Origin of the sequence: Lentiprolixibacter aurantiacus (assembly GCF_026241225.1) — a bacterium.
GTDB lineage: Bacteria > Bacteroidota > Bacteroidia > Flavobacteriales > Flavobacteriaceae > Lentiprolixibacter > Lentiprolixibacter aurantiacus.
In genome coordinates, this window is the sequence record NZ_JAPFQP010000001.1 from 614,352 (window position 1) to 640,643 (window position 26,292).

Consider the following 26,292-nt stretch of genomic DNA (forward strand, 5'->3'; position numbering starts at 1 on the left):
TATCATAATAGAAAACGAATTATAAAATTTAGAAAAAATAATAAAGTTATTATACAAATGTGGATAAGCTTTATTTGTAGACAATAGCGATCCTTAAACTCTATGCTAACGATTATAATTCGTACTTTTCAGCGCAAATTGATAGAATGTCGAAGAAAAAGAAACGGCTTAAGAATCACAGACGGAATGAGATTACAAAGGGAATATTCAATGTCCTGGAGTCCAATACCAGACAAAGCTTCAACTATAAGCAAATTGCCAGTAAGATAGGAATTACAGATACTGAGGGCAGAAATCTGTTAATCAAGCGTTTAGGTCAACTTACCGAAAAAAAACGCATTCAACAACCCGAAAGAGGAAGATATAAAGCTTTATCTAAAGGGAATGTGGTGGAAGGTAAAATTGAAATTACAGGCAGAGGTAATGCTTATGTGGTTTCTGATAAACTGGAGGAGGATGTTTTTATTCCAATAAATCGGGTTAATCGTGCTTTTCACGGCGACACTGTTGAAGTGTATGTATACCCTAAAACACGTTCCAAGAAATTAGAGGGAGAGGTAAAAGGAATTGTAGAGCGCAAAAAATCATCCTTTGTAGGTATTGTGGATATGCAAAAAACCTTTGCTTTTGTAAGGCCTACCGATTCCAGAATGTATACGGATATTTTCATCCCCAGGGAGGAGATTGGCAAAGCTAAAGACGGCGATAAGGTGCTGGTTGAAATTTACCGGTGGGAAGAAAACGAGGATTCACCCAGGGGTAAGATAACTGAGATCCTTGGTAAGCCTGGAGAACATCACACGGAGATACATGCGATTCTTGCAGAATACGGCCTGCCTTATACCTTTCCCTTAGAAGTGGAACACTACGCCAAAAAGCTGGATACCAGGATTCAAGAGTCCGAGATCCGCAAAAGGAAGGATATGCGTGATGTCCTCACTTTTACCATAGACCCCAGAGATGCCAAGGATTTTGATGATGCGTTATCCTTCAGGGAACTGGAAGGGGCTAAATATGAGATAGGGATACATATTGCCGATGTTTCTCACTATGTACAACCCGATACCATTCTCGAGGATGAAGCTTTTGAACGAGCTACTTCGGTTTACCTGGTTGACAGGGTAGTGCCAATGCTTCCGGAGGTTTTATCCAACCAGGCCTGTTCATTGAGGCCAAATGAGGAGAAGTACACTTTTTCTGCAATTTTCCAGATGGATGCCAATGCAAAGGTTGTAAAGGAATGGTACGGGAAGACCGTGATCAATTCCAATGAACGCTTTGCTTATGAGGAGGCGCAGCACATCATAGAAACCGGCAGCAATAAAATACCTGAAAATATTTCCATCAGGGAAGGGGAATATGCGGTTGGTGATGAGGTTGTTTTCGCTGTAAAAACTTTGGATAAGCTGGCGAAAAAGATGCGTAGCAGAAGAATGCAATCCGGGGCCATAACATTTGATAAGGTTGAAGTGAAATTCAACCTGGACAAGGATAACGAACCGGAAAGTGTTTACTTCAAGGAAGCAAAGGACGCCAACAAGCTTATTGAGGAATTCATGTTGCTGGCCAACAGAAAAGTAGCTGAATTTATAGGTAAAAGAACGCCTGTACATACATTTGTTTACAGGGTTCACGACGAACCTGATGAAGAGAAATTAATAGCCCTTAACGGTATTGTTTCCCGTTTTGGACACAAGATCAGCTTTCAGAGCAGAAAGTCCATTAGCGCCTCTCTAAACAAGCTCCTGGAGGATGTGAAAGGCCAGAGGGAACAGAATTTAGTAGACACCCTCGCCATTCGAAGTATGAGCAAGGCTATTTACACAACCGAAAATATTGGCCACTACGGCCTGGCGTTTGATTATTATACCCATTTTACCTCTCCCATAAGACGTTATCCGGATGTTATGGTGCACAGGTTGCTGCAACACTACCTTGATGGAGGTAAATCACCTAAACCCGAACCTTTTGAGGAGCACTGCAAACACGCTTCTAATATGGAGAACCTGGCCGCGCAGGCAGAGCGGGATTCTGTAAAATACATGCAGATTAAGTTTATGCAGAACCACCAGGGTGAAGAATTTAAAGGGGTGATCAGCGGGGTAACGGAATGGGGTATCTATGTGGAGATCATCGAAAATAAGTGCGAAGGAATGGTCAGGATTAGGGATTTAAAGGATGATTATTATACCTTTGATGAAAGGCAGTATGCCCTAATCGGCGAACGTTCAGGCAAAGTCCTGCAATTAGGTGACGAGGTAATAGTCAGCGTTAAGGATACCGACCTTGTAAGAAGGCATCTCGACTTCAGCCTCATACGCGCACTGGATTAGCAATTAAAATAAGCAGGAACAAACATCCCGGTTAGCGAAATTCAGAGTTATGAAAACACTTCTTGCATCGTTGGTTTTCGTATTCCTATCCCTTATTCAGGGCAATGCTCAGGAGGATAAGACCACACAGCAATTACAAGCGTTTAGGGAAATAAAAGCCTTTGATGGAATATCGGTTAACCTAATACCAGCCAACGAGAACAAGGCGGTAATAACCGGCGCAAACACTGATAAGGTGGCTATTGTTAATAACGATGGAGTGTTGAAAATACGCATGCAGATCGACAAACTCTTCAGTGGTTACCGAACCTTTGTAGATGTTTATTTTGCTCAGCCCCTTATAGTTATAGACGTAAATGAGGATGCGCGGATAAGCTCAGAGGAAACTTTTCAACAAGAGGTGCTGGAAGTGAAGGCACAGGAAGGAGGCGAAATAGAAATTCAGGCACGGGTTGAGCAGTTTCTGGTTAAATGTGTTTCGGGAGGGATTATTAAAGCCAATGGTTCTTCGGCCAACCAGGATGTACAGATCAATACAGGAGGGGAATATCTGGGTAAATCCTTTACCACAGAATTCAGTACGGTAAACGTTAATGCCGGATCCAGGGCTGAAATTTATGCTACCAACTACGTTAAAGCAACGGTGAAAGCCGGGGGCCAGGTCCTGGTTTTTGGGGATCCTGCGAAAATGGACGAGAAAACAGTCTTTGGCGGTAAAATAACCCGGATGTAAAAATTAACCCATGGTCGAAGATATTCAGGCGGCAATACCACTAGGCTTATTATTAAGCTTTATGATTGGCCCTGTTTTCTTTGTCTTACTCGAAACAGGAGCTACCAAAGGTTTCCGTGCTGGCCTGGTGTTCGACCTGGGAGTGATCCTGGCCGATATCATATTTTTAGTCATTGCCTATTTCAGTAGTTACCAGTTGCTTGAAAACCTCAGCAACCAGCCGGGACTATACGTCTTTGGAGGGGTAATCCTGCTTCTGTACGGTATAACCATCTATTTTAACCGGGAAAGTTTAAAAGGGAAATCAGACATCAAGCCCCGAAAAGGGGGTTACCTAAGCCTTTTTGTTAAGGGCTTCCTCTTAAATTTCATAAATATAGGTGTTCTGGTTTTCTGGTTGGGCGTTATTATCGTTGTGGGCCCAAGCCTGGATAACAACCCCAACCGCATCATGGTCTTCTTTGGGGCAATGCTTGGAGCATATCTAGCCGTGGATATGATCAAAATTCTTCTAGCCAAACAGTTGAGGTCTAAATTAACAGTAGAGCGGATTCGAATGGTAAAAAAAGTGCTGGGTATTATCCTGGTCATTTGCGGATTGGTTTTAATTACGAAAGGATTCCTGCCCAAGGATAAACTCAATATTGAAAGGGGTATTGAAATGATCAATGAAGAGCGGAACTAGCATAAATAAAAAACCCTCCTGAACAGAGGGTCTTTTTTTGAGGCATCGAGCGGATTCGAACCGCTGTACAAGCTTTTGCAGAGCTGTGCCTAGCCACTCGGCCACGATGCCTTTTCAGACTGCAAATTTATATGATTTTAGGGAAAGAGCTATAAAGAAAAGGGATAATCTGTATATTCAAGACTATCCCCTTTCCACTTCTTTTATCTTTTGAGGCATCGAGTGGACTCGAACCACTATGTAAGCCTTTGCGAGGCTTAGCCTAACCAATTCAGCCACGATGCCATAACCTTCAAATATAAACCAAGCTTAGTTTACAGGAAAAGAGGAACCGGGCAGTTCAACGAGTTTTATGTAATTCTACCGAAACTTGTTCCACATCTCCTCCAATTGGCGGATTTATCTTGGAAATAACCACTTTTGCATGGGACACCAGATCCATTTCTTCGAATATCCGGTCCATTATCCTTTTTCCCACATGTTCCAATAATTTGGATCGAATTTTCATTTCCTGACGCACGATGTGGTGTATATGAACGTAATCTACGGTATCTTCCAAATTATCTGAATTAGCCGCTTTTGCTAAATCAGCCTCAACGGCTACGTCTACCCTGTAATCAGAGCCTATTATAGCCTCTTCTTCAAGACACCCATGGTAGGCATAAAGCCGGATGTTTTCAACGCGAACTATTCCCATTTCCCTCAGGTTTTGTGCAAACTTAAGGTTTTTGAGGGCTATTTATTAATAAGTACAACGACAATTGCTAAGCCCCTGGAACAGGTCTACGCCAAGGGTTACCACATGGGTTCCTGTGGAGAAACCGAGTATTTCATTCAATATGATCTGGTACGAATACCCAAAGTAAAAATTACTTTTTTTAAGTCCAACCAACGGAGCAATATAGAGTGGGTTACCAATCTGGTCATTCAAAAAGCGATAGGTCACACCCGCATAGTAGTAATCTTCAAAATCGTACCAGCGGAATTTGGTATTCAGGTCGGTAACCGAACGCCCATCACTTTCGAATAACTGGAAAAAGACAGAGGGCTCAATTTCGAGTCTGCTGTTCTTGTTCTTGCTGTATCGATATCCCGTATAGATGTAATAATTCCGCAACCTGTTGGGCTCAAAAACCGGATTGAAACGGGTGAGGTCTTTCTCCAGCAGGTTGGAGGCGTTCAGGCTGAAATAAAACTTATCATAGCGATATAGTACACCAACATCAAAATTGTGGTTGGTAGTCCTTCGATCGTCTGTTACACTGGGATCCGGGCTGTCAAAATTCTCGATATCAATCCGGAACTGGTTAAAATTATACGATATACCAAAGGACAGGAATTCATCATCGTACTTATCCAGGGTGAGGTGGTGCGCAAAAGACAGACGAGCACCACGCTGCTTGGTTTCCCCGTTACTATCGTTGTAAAGCAGCATACCCACACCGGAGCGGTTCCCGATCCGGGCATCAGCTGCAAGGGATTGTGTGTCCGGGGCATCTTCGATACCCACCCACTGGGTAAGGCCGTTGATCCTAACCTTTATATGATCTCCTATACCAGAATAGGTGGGCGACATCACAAAAGGGTTGTCTGCCAGGTATTGCGAAAGTTGTGGCAGGGTAAGCTCCTGGGCTGCTGAAGCCCATGTGATGAACAGGAGTATTACGGTTATTAAAGGTTTGCGCATTGCGTCCAGGTTCTGTTTAGTTATCGATAGAGTGTAAAGTGGCCTACAAATTCCCGGTCGTCATTTTCTCCATTGAGCTTAATAACATACCAGTAGTCTCCGGTAGGCAAATCGTTGCCGTGGTATTTCCCATCCCATCCCTGGGTTCCATAGGCTTCCTCAGCAACTACTCTACCATAACGATCATAAATTTTTATTAGTATCTCAGGGAAGCCTTCCATATTATCCGGCATCCAGGTATCGTTCATACCATCTCCATCCGGGGTAAAGAAATTAGGGATTTCGATATCGATAAATTCCATGGAAACCTGAGCTTGCACCTCACAACCTAACTGATCTACCACTCGTACCGTATAGGTGCCGGTTCGGTTAATATAGTAGGTGTTGTCACTACCGTTGTTGTCATCATTGAAATAGAAGGTGTATGGAGGTAATCCGCCCGCAGCTACTGCTGTTATCTCATTGATGTTATTTTGTTCAAGAGAAAGGGTCAGCGCGTCATAACTATCAATTTCAAAATCAAAGGTCCGTACACAACCATTGGTATGCGATATAGCAATGTAATGGCTTCCTGGCGCCAGATCCCTGAAATCAGGATTTAACTGCATATCAGCAGGATCTGTAGAGTCCAGTGCATACATAATGGAATCAAGAACAGTTGGATCTTCCATGGTAATATTGACATAATTACCTGGTATATTTCCGGTACATTCGTATAGTGGTGCTACTGTTGCGTTGAGATTAACCCCGCCAGGCACTTCAAGAACAACCACATTCTCACAATCGTTAGCGTCCCTTACAAATATGGCATACGTCCCCTCTTCAAGGCTATCGAAGGTTGGATTGTCTCCCAGATCCACAAAATCACCATCAGCATTCGAATTAAATGCGGTTCTGTAAGGTGCGGTACCGCCTTCAATGGAGATCGAGATAGATCCGTTAGCCTCCCCAGAACACACTACAGGCTCTATGATGCCGGGAGTAATAGTAATTGGATCAGGATCAATTATTTCAATATCCTCAACATAGAAGCATCCGTTGGCATCCTGTACAATAACAGTGTAGGTACCAGGCGACAGGTCTTCAAACCTGTACTGTCCTGCCGGAAGCCCCTGCTCGGGATCTTCCTCGAAGAACTGGTCAAGATTAGGCGAGATAGCATATTGATAGCCACCACCTCCACCGGACAGCATTAAAGTAATAGCACCGTCTTCATTGCCGTTACAGCTAACGTTATCCGCGTCGTAGGAAAAGATAAGTGGCGCGGGATTCGCTATAATTACAGTTTCCTGATCGGGATTACAACCCCCTTCACTTGTAGCTATTACGGTGTAATTACCAGGTGAAAGGTTTTCAAAGATCACGCTTCGCGGATCCGTAACCGATGTCACCAGGCCACCATTAAGCATTAGATCAAAGGTGTAGTTTCCAATTCCACCAACGGCATAGGCGTAAATGGAAGCGGTTGCGGAATCGGCACAATTCACGGAAGGACTCGCGTACTCAATGATCAGGTCAACATCAGGAATCGGGTTTATGACTACGGGAACCTGAGTTGTGTACTGACAATTATTTACATCTCTGATTTGTGCATAATGCGTTCCTTCGGCCACGCTGTAAATGTGCTGTGAACCAGCGTTGAATGCTTCCCACGTACTGTTGTCCGGGTTAAAGAATTCATAAGGCGCTGTACCACCGGTTGCTGTAAGAGTAACAACAGCATCATCAACACACGTCATTGCCGTGGTTAGCTCAAGTTCCGCAAGCAGTTGGTCGGGACCATCGAGATGAATGATACTAGTCGTATCGGAACAACCCAAATTGTCTACTACTGTAACACTGTAATATCCTTCTCCTAACGAATTAAATTCGTTGCTAAGCTGAGGAACAGATGGGGTAAATTCTATTGTAGACCCGGTTTCATCATAATAATTGATAAAGTAGTTATAACTGCCGGACCCTCCTGAAGCACTCACAACAATAGTTCCATCAGGATTGTCATAACAAACAGCTGCAGTTCCCACTCCACTGGCAATTATTGGAGGTGTTGGTGCAACATTTGCCCCTCCGGTCCAGGAACAACCCTGCGCATCGATCACATCGACAGTATAGCTGCCAGATGGAAGCCCTGTAAAGACATGAGCATTAACATCATTTACCGTGTATTGCTGACCACCGCTATGAGTTAAAGTAATATCATAAGGGGGGTAGCCACCTTGAGGAACCACGCTTATTTCACCCAGATTATCAGGACAGCCTGCAGCCATTAGCTCTTCAATTAAAACATCCAGGGCTTCTGAAGGCGATGCCACTGTTTGCACCAGGGTGTCTTCCGGATCACAGTATGGGTAATCCAGAGGCGTAACACGCACAAAATAATTGCCTGCAGGAACATTGGCTATAACTAATGGATGTGCATTGCTGTTGTTGCCTGAAATCGCGGTAGAAGAACCATCTTCATTAAACACTTCGTAGTCATATGCACCGGCATACCCGGTAAAAGTGACTTCTAAAGTCCCATCAGTGTCGCCGAAACAGGTAATTGGAGTAACTGCCGTTAGCGCCACACTGTATTGAGGGCTTGGATCAACCTCATAGTTTATAATTTCATAACAGCCTGTGATGTTGTCTGTCACCCTAAATGTATATATACCAGGCGCTGTAAGATTAAATACTTGACTGTCCGTTGTCAGGTTTGGCCTGACATCACCTGTTTCTAGTAGCTCAAAAGTAAGGTCAGTAGCTGGCACGGAAGAATGTCCGGTAGAAGTCACGGTTATTTCCTGGCCAGTTGGACAATCTGCAGCTCCGACGGCAAGATCCAGGACAATCTGCGGCAACGGTTCAATTGTCTGGGTTGGAAGCGGGAACAAACATCCATTAGCGTCCCGAATCACAATATCATAATTACCAGCTGTAGTCACACTATGGGTGAAGACATTTCCGCCTGTCGGAAGGAAGTTGCCTCCGTTTACGCTGTAGAAATAATCTGGCGTTCCGGTGCCGGCGGTTATGGTTACTTCAATGGTAGCAGCACTTTGATTGTTCGAAGGATCACAGGCAAAAGGCACTACGTTTGTGATAGCAGCATCCAGCGCCACGGGCTCACTGATTGTGACCTGATCCAGGGCAATACAGTTTCTGTTGGAAGTAACTGTGATGTCATATGTACCGGCTGGCAGACCAGCGAACACATTAGTGTCCTGGGTTATAGTAGTTGTGCCATCCGTTATTTCGTAGGTGTAAGGAGGATTGTCGTTCACTCCTGGGCTGGCTGGTTCCAGGTTAATGGTGATGGAACCATCAGAACCGCCTGCACAACTCACATCTGTCCAGTCTGTTGCCAACAAAGTAACAGGCGTTGGTTCTTCCAGAGAAACAGGAGCTTCTGCCACACAATTTGGAGTACCGAGGGTATCATCAGTTACCCTTACGATATAATCTCCGAAGGCCACTCCGGTAAACTGGTTGCCGGCAGGGACAATACCGGTAGGTGTGAGGTCTGACCTCAGCAATTCAACAGTATTGGACCCTGAGCCTCCGCCTACGGTAAACTCTATTACTCCGTCGTCTGCGGTACAGCTGGGCTGAGTAACGGCAAATGCGCTTATGGATAGCTCTGGTTCAATAGTTATATTTTCAAGATCCTGACATCCATTCGAATCCCGGATTTCAATGTTATATGGCCCGGAATTCAGAGCTGTATAGGTATAGGGAAATGCACTTACGGTTTGGAATGCGCTTCCGTTTATACTCAAGCGGTATGGTGGTATTCCTGTATTTACAGCATTGAGGGTAACCGTAATTGAAAAGCTACCTTCAGGCGCACATTCATCTGCTACAGCCAATGAGATATCAGGAGAGGTGTCTGTGTCTACCGTAACAGCTAATGGCGCAGCTACGAGACACCCATTGGCATCCCTCACATAGATATCCCAGTTAAGACTTACTGCAGGGTCTAGCTCTACTGTGTAATCAAAGGGGAATGTTGCGGGCACACCTGCACCGCTTACACTTGCGCCATATTCATAAGGAGCTGTTCCGCCAGTAGCCTGTACGGTTACTACAGCATTAGCCATATTACAATTGGCATTAACATTATCCAGTAGTTGTAGCGCAAGAGGCTCGGGAGCATCTATAGTGACCACATTAGATTCCCCTATACATTCCGGATATGCTGTTTGCGTAATCTGAACAGTATAGCTTCCTGCAGGCAATGATGCAGTCACATTAAAGGTATATGGATCAGAAGTGGCATTTTCCGGCCCTGATGCACCAGCAACAAAACCTCCGCTACTGTCCAGGACCTGATAGTTAAAAGTTCCGGTATATCCACTAATGGTTACCTCAATAATTCCATCCGTACTGTCGCTACAAGTAGCATCAGTAAGAACGGTAGCGGTAACATCCATCAGATCATAGGGAGGAACTATATGCTCTACAATAACAGAACAGTTTGTAACGGCATCTACAATTTCATAAACATAGGTTCCAGGCTGGGTGATTACGATATTTGAAGGATCTGCCACCACATTGCCAGCGGGAAGCTCAAAGTAGTTATAGCTTCCGGAACCGTCAGCCGCTATTATTTCAATGATCTCAGCACCATTTACACAATCTATAGCCTGCAGCGGATTGATTGAAGCAGTCACCTCCTGCATAACCGGAATGGGAACAACCACAGTGTCTGTACAGCCATTGGCATCTTGTACAACCACGGTTACATCAGGAGAACCAAACGGAACCTGTATTGTACTGGCGCTTTGGAAATTTGCCCCATTATCAAAACTGTACATATAAGGACTGGTCCCTGAAGGGTTGCCTAAGCCATCATTGTTTATAGTGACAGTTATAGTGCTAGCAGAATCGTCACAGCTAAAGGCAGAAGCAGTGGCTGATATAGAAAGTTCGCTTGGTTCAGCTATTGAAATGGGCAGTGTATCTTCACAACCTTTGGATGAGATAACGGTCACATTGTAGTTGCCCTGTGCCAGACCAGTGAATATGTTGGAGACCTGGGTGGTGGTTCCCCCATCCAGACTGTAGAGATAAGGGATGTCTATATTGCCCGGATCCAGGGTTACAGTAATCGAGCCGTCACTTCCACCAAAACAACTAACATCAGTTGCGCTTAGTGTAAAGCTTGGAATAACCGGTGCTGGCAGCACCACATTAACTGTTGTTGTACAGCCCGTAACGGTGTCTTCCGCTTCAAAAGTGTAGGTTATGGAGTGTGTTAATCCGGTAAAAATTCCGGTCGGATTGGTTGGTCCTGCGGGACTAACCTGTGTAAAAGAATAGCTGCCGGAACCTCCATTGGCCGTAACGGTTACCTCTCCTGAATTAGCCGGATCACAGTTTTCGTCAGCTGTAATATTGGCGGCTATATTTAAAGGAGGATAAATGGTAATGCTTTCAATCTCACTACATCCGTTCTGATCTATAATTTCAAAAGTATGCACTCCAGAACTCAGGTTGGACACTGTGATAACATTGCCTGCATTAACAAGTCCCGGTGCTGCCTGAGGGGCACCGCCGTCTATACGGATAGCATGGGGAGCAATGCCTGCGACATCTAGAGTAATATCTACGCTGTAATTTCCTTCTGTTGCGAGACACTGGTCGTTAAGCGCCACAGTAATATCGGGGGAAGGATCAGTAGGCACGAATACCGGATCGGACTGTATACAGCCGTTGGCATCCCTGACGTATACGATATAATCGCCACCTTCAACATTAAATACGTTTGCGGTGCTTCCCGCCCAGGTAGCCTCAGTGGGTGCAGGGTCGGCGCTCAGTGCAATTTGATACTCGTAAGGGGCCGTCCCAAACTGACCCACTGCCGAAACCTGCCCGGCATTTAGGTTACAGTTATCATTGCGCTCCAGGCTGGCGGTTACTGCCAGCAGGTTGGTCGATTCCGTAATGGTGAATTCAGCCGAAGCAACAGAACATCCGTTGTTTGTCCCTCCAACTTCTGTAAAAAGAATATAGTAAATACCCCTTGGCAATGGGCCCAAATTAGGAACGAAAACTCCGGTTCCCACAGCTGGAGGGTTTACAGGCTGAGATCCTGATATACCAGTGGTAGTGTTAGATTGGGAATTGAAAATTTCATAAGAAACAGCCGTGGCTCCTGCATCATAATTGTCAAATGTAAAACTTACATTGCCATCAGCATTTCCTGTACAAGTGATGTTGTTTATAGCATCCAAAGTAGATGTAAGGTTCGACGGGCTGTTAATCGGAGCATCTGCTGTCTCAAAATAATAACAGTTCGTGCCTACATCGAACACCACAAAAGTATAGGTAACACCAGGGGTTAGCGATGTAAATGTAGCAGTGTCTCCTCCCGGAGCGTCAGGCCCTTGGTAAGATGACGAATACGGTGAAATATAGGTCTCAAGTATTCCGAATTGATAGTTTCCACTGCCACCCGCAGCAACGGTTACAGTTGCAGTACCTCCTGCCGAGCAATCGACGGTAAGGGCACTAACATCAATATTCAGGTCACTCGGCGGTGAGGCAATAATATTTGTAGTTCGCACGGAACATCCGTTTGCATCCACAACGTCTACTTCATAAATACCAAATTGAAGGATAGTAAAAGTGTGGTCTTCTCCGGTAGTAGCATTATATTGCTGGTTAGTTCCATTATTCCCTGTCAGGTAATAGGTATATCCTGCAGTGCCTCCTGTGAGATTCTCCACAGTTATGGAGCCTAAGCTGGTCCCTGAGGCGGTACAGGTGATGGGCACTAAGTTAATATCATAAGCGATAGGATCGGGCTCCCCAATCACGATTACCTCCATATCCGAGCAGGAATTGGCATCGGTTACGGTTACTTCATAGGTGCCTGCAGGAAGTCCGGAAGTTTGTGTTCCATAGTTTGTGGAAGTGGTAGTATTTACCACGGAAATGGTAAATGGTGCCACGCCCTGGGTTGTGTCCAGGGTTACCTGAATTGAAGCCCCGGCATCACCATTACACAGGATATCCGCGGTCTGTAGCAAAGAGCTAATTACAGGTGTGGTAATGGGCGCTACAATGGCCTGGGTCAATCCGGTACAACCCTCCGCGTCTGTGATCCTGAAATCAAAAGTTCCATCAACTGCTGTTGTATAGCTAAAACTATTTCCGGCTAATGCAACAGGTGCAGACCAGCCGCCTCCATTAATACGCACCTCATAAGAGGCATAGGGGGTGTATCCGTTATTTATAGAAACGTCGATAACTGCGTCTGGAGAAACACTACAATCCAGAGCCTTGCTCACAATTGCAGAAGCCTGTAACTGCGGCGCGATGGTTTCCGTAATGATATTGGACACGCAGCCATAAGCGTCGGTTACCTGTATATCATAAGTTCCAGGGATAAGGTTGCTGATTGTAAACGGGTTTCCGGTTACTGCGGTTTGCCCGCCACCATTTATGGAGTAGGTATATGGTGCTACACCGTCCGTTATAGAAACTGATAAGGACGCCTGGTTTGTTGAATCGTAGCATAAATCAGATGTAGCAAATGCAATAACAGGCGCAGCTGCAGGATCAATGGTTACAGGCTGGGTTGTTTCGCAGCCTTCAGCGTCCCGCACATAGATGTTGTAGCTTCCCGGAACTACATTGGTAAAAGTATTTGAACTTTGATACGGAACCACGATGGCAGGTCCTGCCGTATCTTCCAACTGGTACTCATATCCTCCCCAGCCATCTGTGGCAGTTACCGTAATGGTGCCGTTCTGGACACAGGTTACCGGAGTGGCAGCATAGGTAAACCCTAATGCTGCAGGAGGGCCGACCACTACAACACTGGTAGTGGTGCTACAACCAGTGGTGTCGTCCGTAATGGTAACCGTATAGGTGTCTGCAGCTAAACCAGCTACAGATATTGCTGTGGTTAGATTGATGTTGTTTTGCGATTGCACAGCGGCAGCTGAACCGTTTGTTACCACATAGCTGTAGGTAGTTGCAAAGTCACTTACAGTGAATGTAAATGCTCCGTCAGTATCGCCAAAACAGGTCACATTGCTAACGAGCTGGGAAATCGCATCCACCTGAGGGATGTCTGCAACTGTATAATTTTCCTGAATTATACATCCTTTGTCGTCCGTAACCTGGAATGTATAGGTTCCTGGCGGCAGCCCTGCAAAAACATTGTTGTTTCCATTGTTGACCACGTTCGCCGCAGGTGCAATAATCTCGTAGGTGTAAGGCGCAGTTCCGTCAACAACCGAAACCGTTACGTCGGCGGTTACTGCTGGACAGGTCGGAGCAGTCTGGGTAAATGTAAGATCAGTTGGGGGGTTCAGCGGATCTATAACAACTGCAGGAGTTTGTGCAACACACCCATTGGCATCTCTAATAGTTATGGTGTAGCTGCCGGCAGCTATGCCCGTATTAAAGGTGTCGGAACCCTGCCAGTTTACACCATCAAGGCTGAATTCATAGGGAAAGGTTCCCCCTGAGTAATTTATTGCCTGCAGGATGGCGGAAGCATTATCACAACGATAATCCTGTATAATGTCTATGGTGCCTGGTATCAAGGCTGGCGGGGCCACCAGAGTTACTGTTCCGAAAGCCTGACATCCTTTATCGTCAGTCACGGTATAGTTATAATTGCCGGCAGTTAGTCCGGCATAGGTAGTCTGTGAAGACGGTGTTGAACCATCAAACACTACCTGATATGGAGGCGTACCTCCGGAAATCTGTAATTCTACTATGCCATCCGCACTGGCGTCGCACAGCGGATTAGTAATAACTTCAGAAACAACCGGAAGCCCATTGTCCGTTACCACAACCTGATTGGTGGTTACCGTACACCCCTGACTGTCTGTTATTACGAATTCATAGAGACCTGCAGTTGAGGTAAAGTATGAAAATGGAATAGCAGGAACTGCAGTACTGGCTTGTACAACAGACCCGTCTCGTATTACCTCATATGTAAAAGAGGGGTTTCCGCCCGAGATATCAACACTGATCTCGGCATTCGGCGTAGCCGAACAATCTAAGTCCTTCACAAGGGCTGCAGTAGCCGCAAGGGTCGGGAAGACATCTATGCTGGTGGAGGCCGTACAATTTCTGCTGTCTATAACATCTATTGTATAACTTCCCGGCCCTAACCCAGTAAAATCAGGACTGGTTTGATAAGCACCTCCGTTAAGGCGGTACTGGAAGGGCGCTTCGCCTCCGGAGGTTACGGTTGCTGTTAAGGTAAGCCCCGTGGCACTGTCGTAGCAAAGACTGTTTGCCGTAATGTCCAGTACCGGATTCACTATCGGTGATAAGGCAAAGGTTTGTGTAATCTCACACCCTCCTGCGTCTCTTACAATTACGGTATAGTCTCCTGAAGTATCGTTAAGGCCGGTAAAAGAATTGTTGCTTTGTAGTCCTGTACTGGTTCCACTGGGATCTAGCAGTTCATACTCATAACCACCCCATCCACCAGTAGCAGATATTGAAACAGAGCCGGTAGCCGTTCCGCTGGCAGAGCAACTCAAATCCGTTACAATCAGATCTGAAATGATCAGTTCGGCCGGAGGCCCTGCTATGGTTACATCTGTTGTGTCTGTACAATTGGTTTCATTGTCAGTAACAACGATGGTATAGGTACCTGCAGCAAGATTGGGGAGTGATATGGTTGGTGAAGTTTCACCGGCATTGCTAAAGCTCGCTGGTCCGGTCACGGTGTAGTCATAAGAACTGTTAAAGCCAGCAACCGTATAAGTGATTTCTCCATTGGTGTCCCCGAAACATGTCACATTACTGATGAGCTGACCTGAAACACCGATAGGTGTAATCGGACTTATGGTAAAAGTTTCCTGGTAAGTACAGTCATTGGTGTCCGTAACACTGAACGTATAGGTTCCCGGGCTAAGGCCTTCAAATAAGGCAACATCGTCAGTAATGCTTGTAGCACCCTGTATTACCGGAGATGTTATTTGGACATCAAATGGCCCCGTACCCCCAACAACAGTTACAGTAACATCAGATCCGGGAGCAGTACAGGTAACCGGGGTAGGTGAAAAGACCAAATCTGTAGGCCCGTCTACATCCAGAATTTCTACAGGATTCGTTTCTACCACACATCCCAGAGCATCCCTCATTAGAATAGTGTAGTTTCCGGGAAGCAAGCCAGTAAACATGTCGTCTGTCTGCCAGCTGGCACCATCAAGACTGAATTCGTATGGGGAAACCCCACCACCGTAATTATTAGCACGGATGGTTCCTGTTTGCACACAGGAATAGGGCTGTATGAGGATTGCTTCTCCACCAAGTTCTATCGCCGGGCCATCAACAGAATAATAATAGGGAAAATCACAGTCAGCACTTCCCTTTCTCATGTTGATTACAATGGTGTAATCACCTTGCATTAAACCGGGAAAAAACCCTGATAAGTTCGAGGCAATGGCGTCGTTAAGATTAAAATTGCCGCTGAAAACATCCTGTTGAGGAATGACTTCATCAAAAAGGTAGTAGGTCAGTTGATAGCCGTTGTCATCAATCAGGTTCATTTGAATAGAACCCGTTGCCTCTCCAAAGCAGGCCTGGTCAATAACCGTAGGCGCCGCGAATTCAGCTGGCGGCACAAATTCTATATCAACCGAATTTGAGATTGTGAAACAACCAAATCGGTCTACCAGGACAAAGGTGTAGTTTCCGGGGGTTAGAATGTCGAATATTTCGCTTGTCTGAAATTCACTTGCGGGAATTTCAGAAGGGGAATTATAGGAAGTAATAAGGTTGTCGGTTTCGTCAATATGCTGCCAAATGGCATATCGGTATGGGGGCTTACCTCCGGCCGGATCAACTAGAATATTACCCTCCTTACACGTAATATGCTGTGATACACGAGCCTCAAAACTCAACGTATTGTTGGGGTCTACAGCAACAGTGACAACATCAGATTGCTCACAACCATCACTATTAATCCCAACAACGCTGTATTCTCCCTGACCAACTCCTGTAAAGGTATAGCTGTCCGAAGTTTGTCCGGTTACTACCTGGACCAGGGTGCCCCTGCCGCCATCAAGGCCATCGTTTAACCGGAGCTCATAGGTATAGTTGGGGGAACCATCAGAAAGATTTGCAGTAATTGTGGCAACTCCGGAGCAATCCGCTTCTGTAGATGTCGCGGATACCGAAAAGGTACTTGTTGATATAGGTATAGCCGGCGTGCTGAAAAGACAACTGTTAGGAATGGGATTTCCGTTAATACCATCGAGTTGTTTTGCCTCTATTCTGTAGTTTCCGTTACCAGGTATTAAAAATGAAGGTCCGTTATTGGCACTAAAAGGAACAATAACTTGATCATTGTCTGCATTAACCAGTTGAAACCCATATAGACCACCGAGGTTAGTGATAGTTATGTTTCCAAAAGGCTCACAACCGATATCTGCTTTCTGATACTGCAGGTCCAGATTGTTCTGATAGACATGAAAATAATGGTTTTCAAAAACCCCATTACCAAGGTTAACCCGCAAACGATATTTACCGTCCTGACCTACAGGGAAGTTTTCCCCAGTAGCTACAGTGGTATAAGTACAACTCTGGCTTTGATTGGTACAGTTGTCTCCAAAGTTTGTGCAGCTGTTTTCATCGAGAAGCTGCCATTCTATTGTGCTTCCGGGATAGCTTACAGTTAGATTTGCCACGTCATTTGCCCCACATAAAAAAATGTGTGGCAATTGGCTCCCATCGTTCGCGCAGACTACCACTTGTCCGTCTATATCATTATTCGGAGTTTCTACCAAATCAATCACAGGATTGTTTTGGGCCATAATGACTTGACTGACCAAAAAGAAAAGTATACCTAAAAAGGTTGTTTTTTTAAATAGGGCTTCCATCTAGGTTATTAAGTTTGGTGTCACGCGCATAATCCACATCTTATCGTTATATGCGTCGTTAAGGTTTGAGTAGTAAGAGATCAGGGCATTGTTCCAGGAATCATGCTTTTTTAAATAAACATACCGATAGTTGTTTTCGGGATTTATAAAGTAGCTGGCACTTAAGCCTCTGGAATTCAATAATTTTACAAAGCGGTTGGCATTTTTTGGGTTGGCAAATACGTTGGCAATGATGTAATATCCGCCACCTACACCTTTCAACTCATAAGTCTTGGGTTCCTGGCCTTCCTTTACATTATCCCGCACTACTACGTTCTGCCGCAGAACATCCTTAGCATAGCGGGATGATTTTTCTTCCAGCTTTCTGGTATTTTCTACATAAGCCTCATTGGTATACCTGTTTTCTACATTCATGATCCAGAGGTCGCCGTCATAAGCACCGCCCATCTTGGTTTCATAGGCTTCTTTGGCCTCTTTCCAGGAATCATACCTTTTCAGGTATACGTATTTCATGCCGTTGTTTGGGTTGTCTATATAATCTGCATCAATACCCTTACTATTGAGTTTGTCCACAAACTTGTTCAGGTAGTAATCACCCTTGTATACGTTGGCAACCACGTAATAGCCATCGGTTACCCCGTCCAGATCACGGAATTTCCGGCTTTTAACAACGGAAGGCTTTATCTTTTTCTTTGTAGTTGTTTCGGTCTTGGTAGCTACTATTTCAGTCCTGTCTTTGGTGATTTCAGGGACCACTTCTTCTTTTTTGTAATCCTGTACCAACTCGTCTTTCTGTTTTTTAAGTTCTAGCAATGCTTTTTCTCGCTTGTCTTCCTGTTGGGCTTGCCGCTCGGCTAGAGCTTGCTCGGCCTGCGGGTTGAAATACAACTCTTTGGCTTTTTCCTCAATTTCAGGACGCTTGCCCTGGGTTTCCCGGCGAACCATGCGCATTACCATCTCAAACCGCTGTTCCAGGTCTCGTTGCTGATTTTGTTCAAGAGAATCCTGTCTGAAGATGAGTTCGGCAAGGATCTCGTCATTCTCTGCAAGACGTCTTTTAAGCTCTTCTATTTCAGCTTCTTTCTGTGCAGCCGTAAGTTCGTCTTCGGGCTCATCTTCATTATTGACCAGAGCATCCTCAAAATCGTCTTCCAGCATCACCCGATCTTCGGTCAGGTTAGGGGTAATCGAGTATGCAAAAGAAATTTCATGGGTAAGCCCAAAATTGTCGAAGTTGCTGGACAGGCCTTTTTCCATGGTATATCCGATAGATAACCTGCGGTTAAGGTTAAATCCTATACCTGCTGATGCCCCGTAGAAACTATCATATCCACCTTGCAACCATCCTATTTTAGGAAGGTCCATAATCAGGTTACCTCCCAGAACAAACTCTTCCTGCCCTACTTTCCTGGCACGAGCCAAAGGCATAAGCCTACCGCCTTCCAGTATGCCGGTATCGTTTTTAAACTGATGGGTATATTGTAGATGTCCCGAAAATGTTTTATCCTGAAAATCCGTAATGGATTCACTAGTTTTCAGGTTGTAATCAAACAGGTTTTCAGCAAAAAGTCCAAAATCCCAGTTTCCATAGGAGAGGTTGAATCCAGGTTGAAAAGACAAAAGTGATGCATCCTGAAATCCACTGATGAAAGGATCGTCCTCTACTGTGTTTACCCGGTTCAGGTCCAGCCCACTATTGTAATAAGAAAAGTTGGCTCCAAAAGTAAAATTACTCTTGTCGCTAAGTTTGATTCCATATGCGTAATTAGCCAGAACACCATAGTTTCGGAGCACCCCCTCTGTTTGGGTATAAAGGCTTACCCCAAGCCCGGTCCTGTCGTTCATCCGACCGCTGTAACTCAGGAAATAAGTCTGATTGTTGTCATCAAAAGAAACCGATTGGTTTCTGTGAAGGAGATTGATATAGGATTTGTCTTCCCGAACCGTGGAAAAGGTCGGGTTTATAAGAAAGCGGTTAAATTTCAGGAGGTTCTGCGAAGGAACATCATAAGAAATAAACGGACTTTCTTCCTGCGCCCTGACAGTTGTTGTCAGAGCCAGAAAGCACAATATCACATATACAAATCTCAGTTTCATGGTCGGTTTAGCGGATGATCGTTATAGTGCCTTGCTTAAGCACCTCGTTTGCATTGCGGATTTTATAATAGAACACCATGTTCTGCCGCGGAAACGAAGTTGAAGACTCAGGCCAGTTGTTTTGGTAGTTGAATACGTTGAGCACCTCTTCACCCCTATCGTTGTAAATGATCACATTCACATCGGTCTGGTTGGAATAGGAGTTAGGGATTACCCACAAGTCGTTTATGCCATCGCCATTGGCGGATACCACATTGGGCACTTTAAAAGTGTCCAGATATTGTACCGTAATGGCCCGGGATACTTCACAGTTCCCGATCCTGGCAACCAGCAGGAAGCTTCCTTCTTCTGAAAAAGTCATGGAAGAGCTGGTGCTCATTTCAATATTGTTCTGGTCTAACCAGCGATAGGAATCTCCTCCACTGGCCGTAACGGTTCGTGAAGTTCCTTCAGGGAAAACCACATTATCAGGGGAGTCAAGGGTAATTAAATCCGGGTTAAGCGGACTGATTACCAATTCATTGGAGCCGAGGGGACATCCATTTCTGTCTATTACCAGCTGGTAGGTGCCTGGTTCAGTGGTGTCCAGGGTTTCGGTAGAAACACCAAGGTCTGCTCCGTCCCTGTACCATGAGAATGTTTCCCCAGCCAGGCTTGTTGTAGTGCTTAGCGTGATTATTTCAGAAGGACCACAGCTGGTGGTGCTGGTGCTGCTTATGGTAAGCACCTCATTTACTAACAAGCGAACGGAAAGGGCGTTGGAAGTGTCCGCATAACCACTTATAGCAATGTCTACATCATAATCCCCATTTTCACTAACATCGGTAAGACTTATACTATTGGAAGTGGCCCCGGCTACATTAACTCCGTCTTTCTTCCATTGCGCACTGATGCCTGAAATTAGCTGGGAAGTCACATCAATAGTGCTTCCTCCCGAGATATCAGCAGTTAATGTGCTTATTTCCAGAACAATATCTGTATTTACACATTCTGTATAAGCCGATGCATAGGCTATAGTGGCATTAATACTGCTTGGTACCGCTACGGTGGTGGTTTCCGAATCTATGGAAGTGGCGGTACAGGCTCCCCCACTAAGGGAAACACGCGCAAAATATACGCCACTGTCAGCATCCCCAACTACCAGCGTATTGCTGGTTGCGCCGGATACGGCAACACCATCTTTATACCATTGATAAGTAGGCGATGAAGCATCGGTAGATACGCTTAGGGTTTCCGTAAATCCTGGCAATACTACCAGCTCAGCCGGATTGTCGCGCGCAACAGTGAAATTGCCAGCATTAGTTATAGTTACTGCAGCTGAACGCTCTACACAAGCACCCGGCCCGAAAACCTCTACTTCATAGTCGCCCTCAAAACCGGCAACAGAAGCATCAACTGTATAAGTATCATCGTCTACGGTTGGCGAAGTAATCGCTGTTCCGTCTTTAAACCATGTATAGGTTAGTCCTGCTCCGGTGATATTGGCTACCAGGTCTGCTGTCTCCCCGCTACAAAGACTTGTTTTTGCGGGCGGATTGATAGCAATGCCCAGGCTGCTTCCCACAGTTACATCAATTAAGTTGGATAAGGTATTTCCTGATCCGGAACAGGAACCGTAATCAATTTCAACGTTATACATCCCGGATTGAGAAACCGTAATGGAAGAACCCTTATCTGCTATTGGGGTGCCGCTGCGATACCAATTATACTGATAGGTATCAGGGTTAGACAAACCGTAAACCTCTAGAGTTATGGAGTTTCCATCACAAACCTGAGCCGTTCCATCTCCAAAGTCGGCCTGGCCTTGAGGGCGTATGGTTATCCCTGTGTTTACGCTTATGTAGTACATAGGATAAGGATCTGATGCAGGGCTTGTTAAAGCCGGGCTGGTGCTCCTGACCCTCATTCGGTAGCCTTCACCCCTTATATCAGTGGGAAGTGCAAACTGGAAATAAAAGTCGAAGGTGGTGTTTTTAGAACCATCCCGTGCCAGTTCCACCGGACTGCTGAAATCTCCATTAGGGTCTGAAAGTTCCAGGATAAACTCGTTGTCACCATTGACAAGCGGAGGACTCCAGGTGAAATTCACCCAGTAATCGTTAAAGCTGTCCGATGCACAGGCCTGTGACCAGGGAGAACTTCCCGCAGGGGGAGTCTGGTTTGGTGCAGCAACGGGCGCATTGAGCACCTGGGCTTCCATAGCCAGGAAAGCCAGCATGGCGAAAGCCGTAAGGATGCTTGTCAGTGATGTGCGTAATTGTGGTTTCATAGGTCGTAGTTTTGGGAGACTACAGTTTCACCGGTCAATTGGGTATGTTCGGAAAAAACCGTAAACGTTGATTAAAACTTCTAAATCTTTCATACTCTACTCTTGGCGGCCGAACATACTATTCAAAAACAAATATGTATTTTTCCCTTCGCCCCTAGAATTTATTGTTGTAGGGCTATTTAAATATGTTGTGAAATCGGATTATTCTATGGTGAGGCGATTTTATATCCCGCCAATCCTGCATTTTTCCTACATTTGTCCTTCAATTCTGGATGTATGAGCGCGCCTGCTAAATCGCTGAATTTCATAGAGCATATCATTGAGGAAGATTTGAAGAATGGCTTCCCGAAAGAGAAGCTGAGATTTCGTTTTCCACCGGAACCAAACGGGTATCTGCATATTGGTCATGCCAGTAGTATTTGCCTCAATTTTGGCCTGGGGCTGGATTATAACGCGCCGGTCAATCTGCGTTATGATGATACCAACCCTACCAAAGAAGAGCAGGAATACGTAGATGCGATCAAAAGGGATGTGGAATGGCTTGGATTTCAGTGGGATACGGAATGTTATGCCTCAGATTACTTCCAACAACTCTACGACTGGGCGGTTGACCTTATTAAAGCAGGCAAAGCCTATGTAGACAGCCAGACTTCTGAGGAAATGGCCAGGCAAAAGGGAACCCCAACGGAAGCAGGAACTAACAGTCCTTATCGGGACCGGTCAGTAGAGGAAAACCTGAGGCTATTTGAGGGAATGAAGAATGGGGATTTTGAAGAGGGAACCCATGTGCTCAGGGCCAAAATAGACATGGCCTCACCTAATATGCTGATGCGGGATCCTATTATGTATCGGGTTTTGCACAAGGCACACCACCGAACAAATACCGATTGGTGTATTTATCCCATGTATGACTGGACCCACGGCGAAAGCGATTATATAGAACAGATTACACATTCCTTGTGTACCCTGGAATTCCTCCCCCACAGGGAGTTGTACGACTGGTTTCTGGACCAGGTTGTGGACCCGGATAAGATAAGGCCAAAGCAGCGAGAATTCGCCAGGCGAAACCTCAGCCATACGGTAGTGAGCAAACGCAAACTCCTGCGGCTTGTGGAAGACGGAATTGTAAATGGCTGGGATGATCCCAGGATGCCTACCATTTCGGGACTCAGACGAAGAGGCTATACTCCGGAGTCCATTAGGAATTTTAGCGATACTATTGGTATAGCCAAAAGGGAAAATGTAGTAGACGTGTCCTTGCTGGAGTTCCATATAAGGGAGCATCGAAATAAAATTGATGATAGGGTAATGGCTGTACTCAATCCGGTAAAGTTGGTAATTACCAATTATCCTGAGGGGGAAGAAGAATGGTTGCAGGCCGAGAACAACCCCGAAGATGAATCCGCCGGCAGTCGGGAAGTCCCTTTCAGCAGGGAGATTTACATCGAACGTGAGGATTTCAGGGAACAGGCCAACCGCAAGTTTTTCCGATTGAAGCTTGGCGGTGAGGTTCGACTCAAAAATGCCTATATTATAAAGGCTGAGTCCTGCACCAAGGATGAAAACGGGAATATTATCGAGATACAATGTACCTATGACCCGAAAAGCAAAAGCGGCAGTGGCACAGAGGAAAGCCTCAGAAAAGTAAAGGGAACCCTGCACTGGGTTTCCATACCCCATGCTGTACCTGCTGAGGTACGCCTGTACGATCGTTTATTCACGGATGCAACGCCAGACGCACATAAGGACCGGGACTTTATGGAGTTCCTGAACCCGGATTCCCTTAAGTTTGTTACAGGCTATGTGGAGCCCAGCCTCTCCTCTGCCCAGCCTGGCGATCGTTTTCAATTTCAAAGACTGGGTTACTTTAATGTTGATCTGGATTCAGAACCCGGCAAACTGGTCTTTAACCGCACGGTAACTCTGAGAGATACCTGGGCTAAACTGGAGCAGAAGGATTAACAAATAGCAACATACCAAAAAGTATAAACCCCTGAATCTATAAGAAACAGGGGTTTTTCTTTGGATGAAACAGTCTGGAACTATTCCTTTTTGTTTTTGGTATTTTGATTCTTCATGGCTTCGCCAATCTGGTTGCTAGCAGTAAAGGAAGCAACCATGCTGTTTAACATATCCGTGGCCGCCTGAGGAGAATTGGGCAATAGTATCAGATTGGTATTGGTTTCTTCACCAATGGATTGAAGGGTGTCATAATGCTGGGTTACAACAATAAGAGCAGAAGCCTCCTGGGAATTAATCCCCACCTTGTTGAGGACTTCTACTGACTCTTCAAGCCCGCGTGCAATTTCACGACGCTGGTCGGCAATACCCTGTCCCTGCAGGCGTTTACTTTCCGCTTCTGCTTTAGCCTTTTCTACGATGAGTATTCTGGCGGCGTCACCCTCAAATTGGGCTGCTATTTTCTCACGCTCGGAAGCATTAATGCGGTTCATCGCTGCTTTTACCTGGGCATCGGGATCAATATCCGTTACCAGGGTTTTAATGATGTCATACCCATATTCGAGCATGGCATCCTGCAATTCAGCCTTTACGGCAATCGCTATATCATCCTTTTTAACAAAAACATCGTCTAATTTCATTTTGGGCACCTCGGCACGGACCACGTCAAATACATACGAAGTGATCTGGTCATGGGGATATTCAAGCTTATAGAATGCCTCATAAACCTTACTCCGTATTACCACATATTGCACCGAAACCTTTAGTTTAACGAATACATCATCCAGGGTTTTGGTTTCTACAATTACATCCAATTGCTGTATCTTAAGGCTTAATCGGCCCGCAATGCGATCAACAAGAGGAATTTTCATTTGCAAACCGGAATTTCGGATGCTTTGAAAACGACCAAAACGCTCAATTACAACAGCAGTTTGTTGTTTAACAATAAAGAAGCAGGCCAGTAGTATAAAAAAGGCAACTACATATACGGGAATCATATATAATGAACTCATAGCAGTAAAATTAAGTTAGTGAATATTCAAAGACAGTACATTATTGGTATGAAAAAGGCCAAAATTGTTACAGAAATGTCCAATATTTCAAAAATATGGCCTTTTTAACCTAAATTTTCAATGGCCCGTTTAATCCGGTCAATGCTTTCGTCTTTACCAAGCAATGCCATGATATTAAAGATATGGGGCCCCTTCATTTCTCCTACCAGGGAAAGGCGCAGTGGGGGCATTACCTGCCCAAAGCCTAACCCTTCTTCCTGTATCCAGGATTTAACCCGGATTTCCAATGCCCCGGCATCTTCAAAATTCTCTTCCTTTTCTAAAACAGCGGTCAAACGAGTCAGTATTCCAGCCGTTTGTTCCTTCCATTGTTTCTTTGCTGCTTTCGGCTCATATGAAACCGGGGCCTCAAAGAAGTATTTCCCCAGCTCCCAAAGATCTCCCGGAAAGTTGGCGCGTTCCCGTATAAGTTCCAATACCTGACTTATAAATTCGGGCTCCCTCCTGTTGAGTTCAATATTCTGGTTATCAATGTAGTAAATAAAATCTTCCAGCAATTCCTTTGGAGAGCGTTGTTGCAGGTAGGCATTATTATACCAAATGGTTTTATCTGGATCAAACCGGGCTCCTGATTTATTGACCCGCTCCAGGGTAAACGCCTTAATTAGTTCTTCCAGATTAAAAAGTTCCTGTTCCGTACCGGGATTCCACCCGAGCATTGCCAGGAAGTTAACCACAGCTTCCGGATAGTATCCGGATTCCCGATATCCTGAAGCATTTTCCCAGGCCAGGGGAAATACAGGAAACCCGCCCTTTTCGCCGTCCCTTTTACTGAGTTTCCCTTTACCGACAGGTTTCATAATCAGAGGAAGGTGGGCAAAAACAGGGGGCTCCCACCCAAAAGCACGGTATAATTGGACGTGAAGGGCCAGTGACGGCAGCCATTCTTCCCCACGGATAACGTGCGAGATTTCCATAAGGTGATCGTCCACTATGTTTGCCAGATGATAAGTGGGCATACCGTCGCTCTTGAAAAGTACCTTATCGTCCAGGGTGTTGGAGTCAATTTCTATTTTCCCCCGTATTGCATCCTGCAGCACAACGGTCTGGTCTTTCGGACTTTTAAATCGAATTACGTATGCCGCTCCGCTTTCCAGGCGAGCCCTGGTTTCTTCCTGGGAAAGCTCCAGGGAATTATCCAGTTTAAGTCGGTTGTGCCAGTTGTAAATAAAGGTTTTACCTTCAGCTTCGTGTTTCTTGCGGTGCCCATCCAGGCTTTCACTGGTATCAAAGGCGTAATAGGCATGTCCGCTGGCAATGAGTTTTTCGGCATACTCCCCGTAGATCTCTTTTCGCTCACTTTGCCTGTAGGGTCCATAGCCCCCATCCTTTCCAGGACCTTCATCATAAGGAATCCCACACCAGTTAAGGGCTTCTATAATATAAGCTTCCGCTCCTTCAACATAACGGGTTTGGTCCGTATCTTCTATCCTGAGGACAAAAGTTCCACCGTGCTTTTTAGCAAATAGATAATTAAAAAGGGCAGTCCTTACGCCTCCAATGTGAAGCGGCCCGGTGGGACTTGGAGCAAATCTTACCCTAACCTGTTTACGCATTACAATTAGTGTTAATTAGGGCAAATATAGGATTAATGGAGGCAGGAGGAAAGTAAGTCT

Annotated in this window: 11 protein-coding genes and 2 tRNA genes; 4 read left to right on the plus strand and 9 right to left on the minus strand. The window is 45.3% G+C overall.

The features are described 5' to 3' along the window. The first annotated feature begins 146 nt into the window (after window positions 1-146). From rnr to OO016_RS02725, 3 genes are read left to right on the plus strand one after another with little or no spacing between them, the layout of a single operon-like run. On the plus strand, window positions 147-2,333 hold the full coding sequence (rnr, locus tag OO016_RS02715) for a ribonuclease R (RefSeq protein WP_266010620.1): 2,187 nt from the start codon (window positions 147-149) through the stop codon (window positions 2,331-2,333). A gap of 49 nt (window positions 2,334-2,382) precedes the next feature. Next, complete coding sequence (locus OO016_RS02720; protein ID WP_266010621.1) at window positions 2,383-3,066, plus strand: head GIN domain-containing protein; 684 nt, start codon at window positions 2,383-2,385, stop codon at window positions 3,064-3,066. 10 nt (window positions 3,067-3,076) lie between these two features. Continuing rightward, a complete protein-coding gene (locus OO016_RS02725) occupies window positions 3,077-3,751 on the plus strand; it encodes a LysE family translocator (RefSeq protein WP_266010622.1) in 675 nt (224 codons plus the stop codon). 40 nt (window positions 3,752-3,791) lie between these two features. Here the strand turns inward: OO016_RS02725 and OO016_RS02730 are convergent. From OO016_RS02730 to OO016_RS02760, 7 genes are all read right to left on the minus strand, one after another. Next, a tRNA-Cys gene (locus OO016_RS02730) sits at window positions 3,792-3,862 on the minus strand. A gap of 102 nt (window positions 3,863-3,964) precedes the next feature. Next, window positions 3,965-4,036 (minus strand) — tRNA-Cys (locus OO016_RS02735). 55 nt (window positions 4,037-4,091) lie between these two features. Continuing rightward, window positions 4,092-4,448 (minus strand): dihydroneopterin aldolase, encoded by a 357-nt coding sequence (gene folB, locus OO016_RS02740; RefSeq protein ID WP_266010623.1) that lies wholly within the window; start codon window positions 4,446-4,448, stop codon window positions 4,092-4,094. A gap of 45 nt (window positions 4,449-4,493) precedes the next feature. Beyond that, complete coding sequence (locus OO016_RS02745) at window positions 4,494-5,438, minus strand: PorP/SprF family type IX secretion system membrane protein (protein ID WP_266010624.1); 945 nt, start codon at window positions 5,436-5,438, stop codon at window positions 4,494-4,496. A gap of 20 nt (window positions 5,439-5,458) precedes the next feature. Then, on the minus strand, window positions 5,459-17,212 hold the full coding sequence (locus OO016_RS02750; RefSeq protein WP_266010625.1) for a T9SS type B sorting domain-containing protein: 11,754 nt from the start codon (window positions 17,210-17,212) through the stop codon (window positions 5,459-5,461). 66 nt (window positions 17,213-17,278) lie between these two features. Continuing rightward, a complete protein-coding gene (locus OO016_RS02755; RefSeq protein WP_266010626.1) occupies window positions 17,279-19,375 on the minus strand; it encodes a PorP/SprF family type IX secretion system membrane protein in 2,097 nt (698 codons plus the stop codon). A gap of 7 nt (window positions 19,376-19,382) precedes the next feature. Continuing rightward, window positions 19,383-21,644: a T9SS type B sorting domain-containing protein gene (locus OO016_RS02760; RefSeq protein WP_266010628.1), complete on the minus strand. Its 2,262-nt coding sequence runs from the start codon at window positions 21,642-21,644 to the stop codon at window positions 19,383-19,385. Window positions 21,645-21,920: 276 nt separating this feature from the next. Here OO016_RS02760 and OO016_RS02765 point away from each other — a divergent pair, with 276 nt between their 5' ends. Beyond that, entirely contained in the window at window positions 21,921-23,606 is a 1,686-nt protein-coding gene (locus OO016_RS02765) for a glutamine--tRNA ligase/YqeY domain fusion protein (protein WP_266010630.1), read from the plus strand. A gap of 80 nt (window positions 23,607-23,686) precedes the next feature. On the opposite strand, the gene OO016_RS02770 is transcribed toward OO016_RS02765, so the two are convergent. Together OO016_RS02770 and gltX are read right to left on the minus strand one after the other, a co-directional pair. Next, on the minus strand, window positions 23,687-24,616 hold the full coding sequence (locus tag OO016_RS02770) for an SPFH domain-containing protein (protein WP_266010632.1): 930 nt from the start codon (window positions 24,614-24,616) through the stop codon (window positions 23,687-23,689). Window positions 24,617-24,720: 104 nt separating this feature from the next. Further along, entirely contained in the window at window positions 24,721-26,232 is a 1,512-nt protein-coding gene (gene gltX, locus OO016_RS02775; protein ID WP_266010633.1) for a glutamate--tRNA ligase, read from the minus strand. Window positions 26,233-26,292 lie beyond the last annotated feature (60 nt).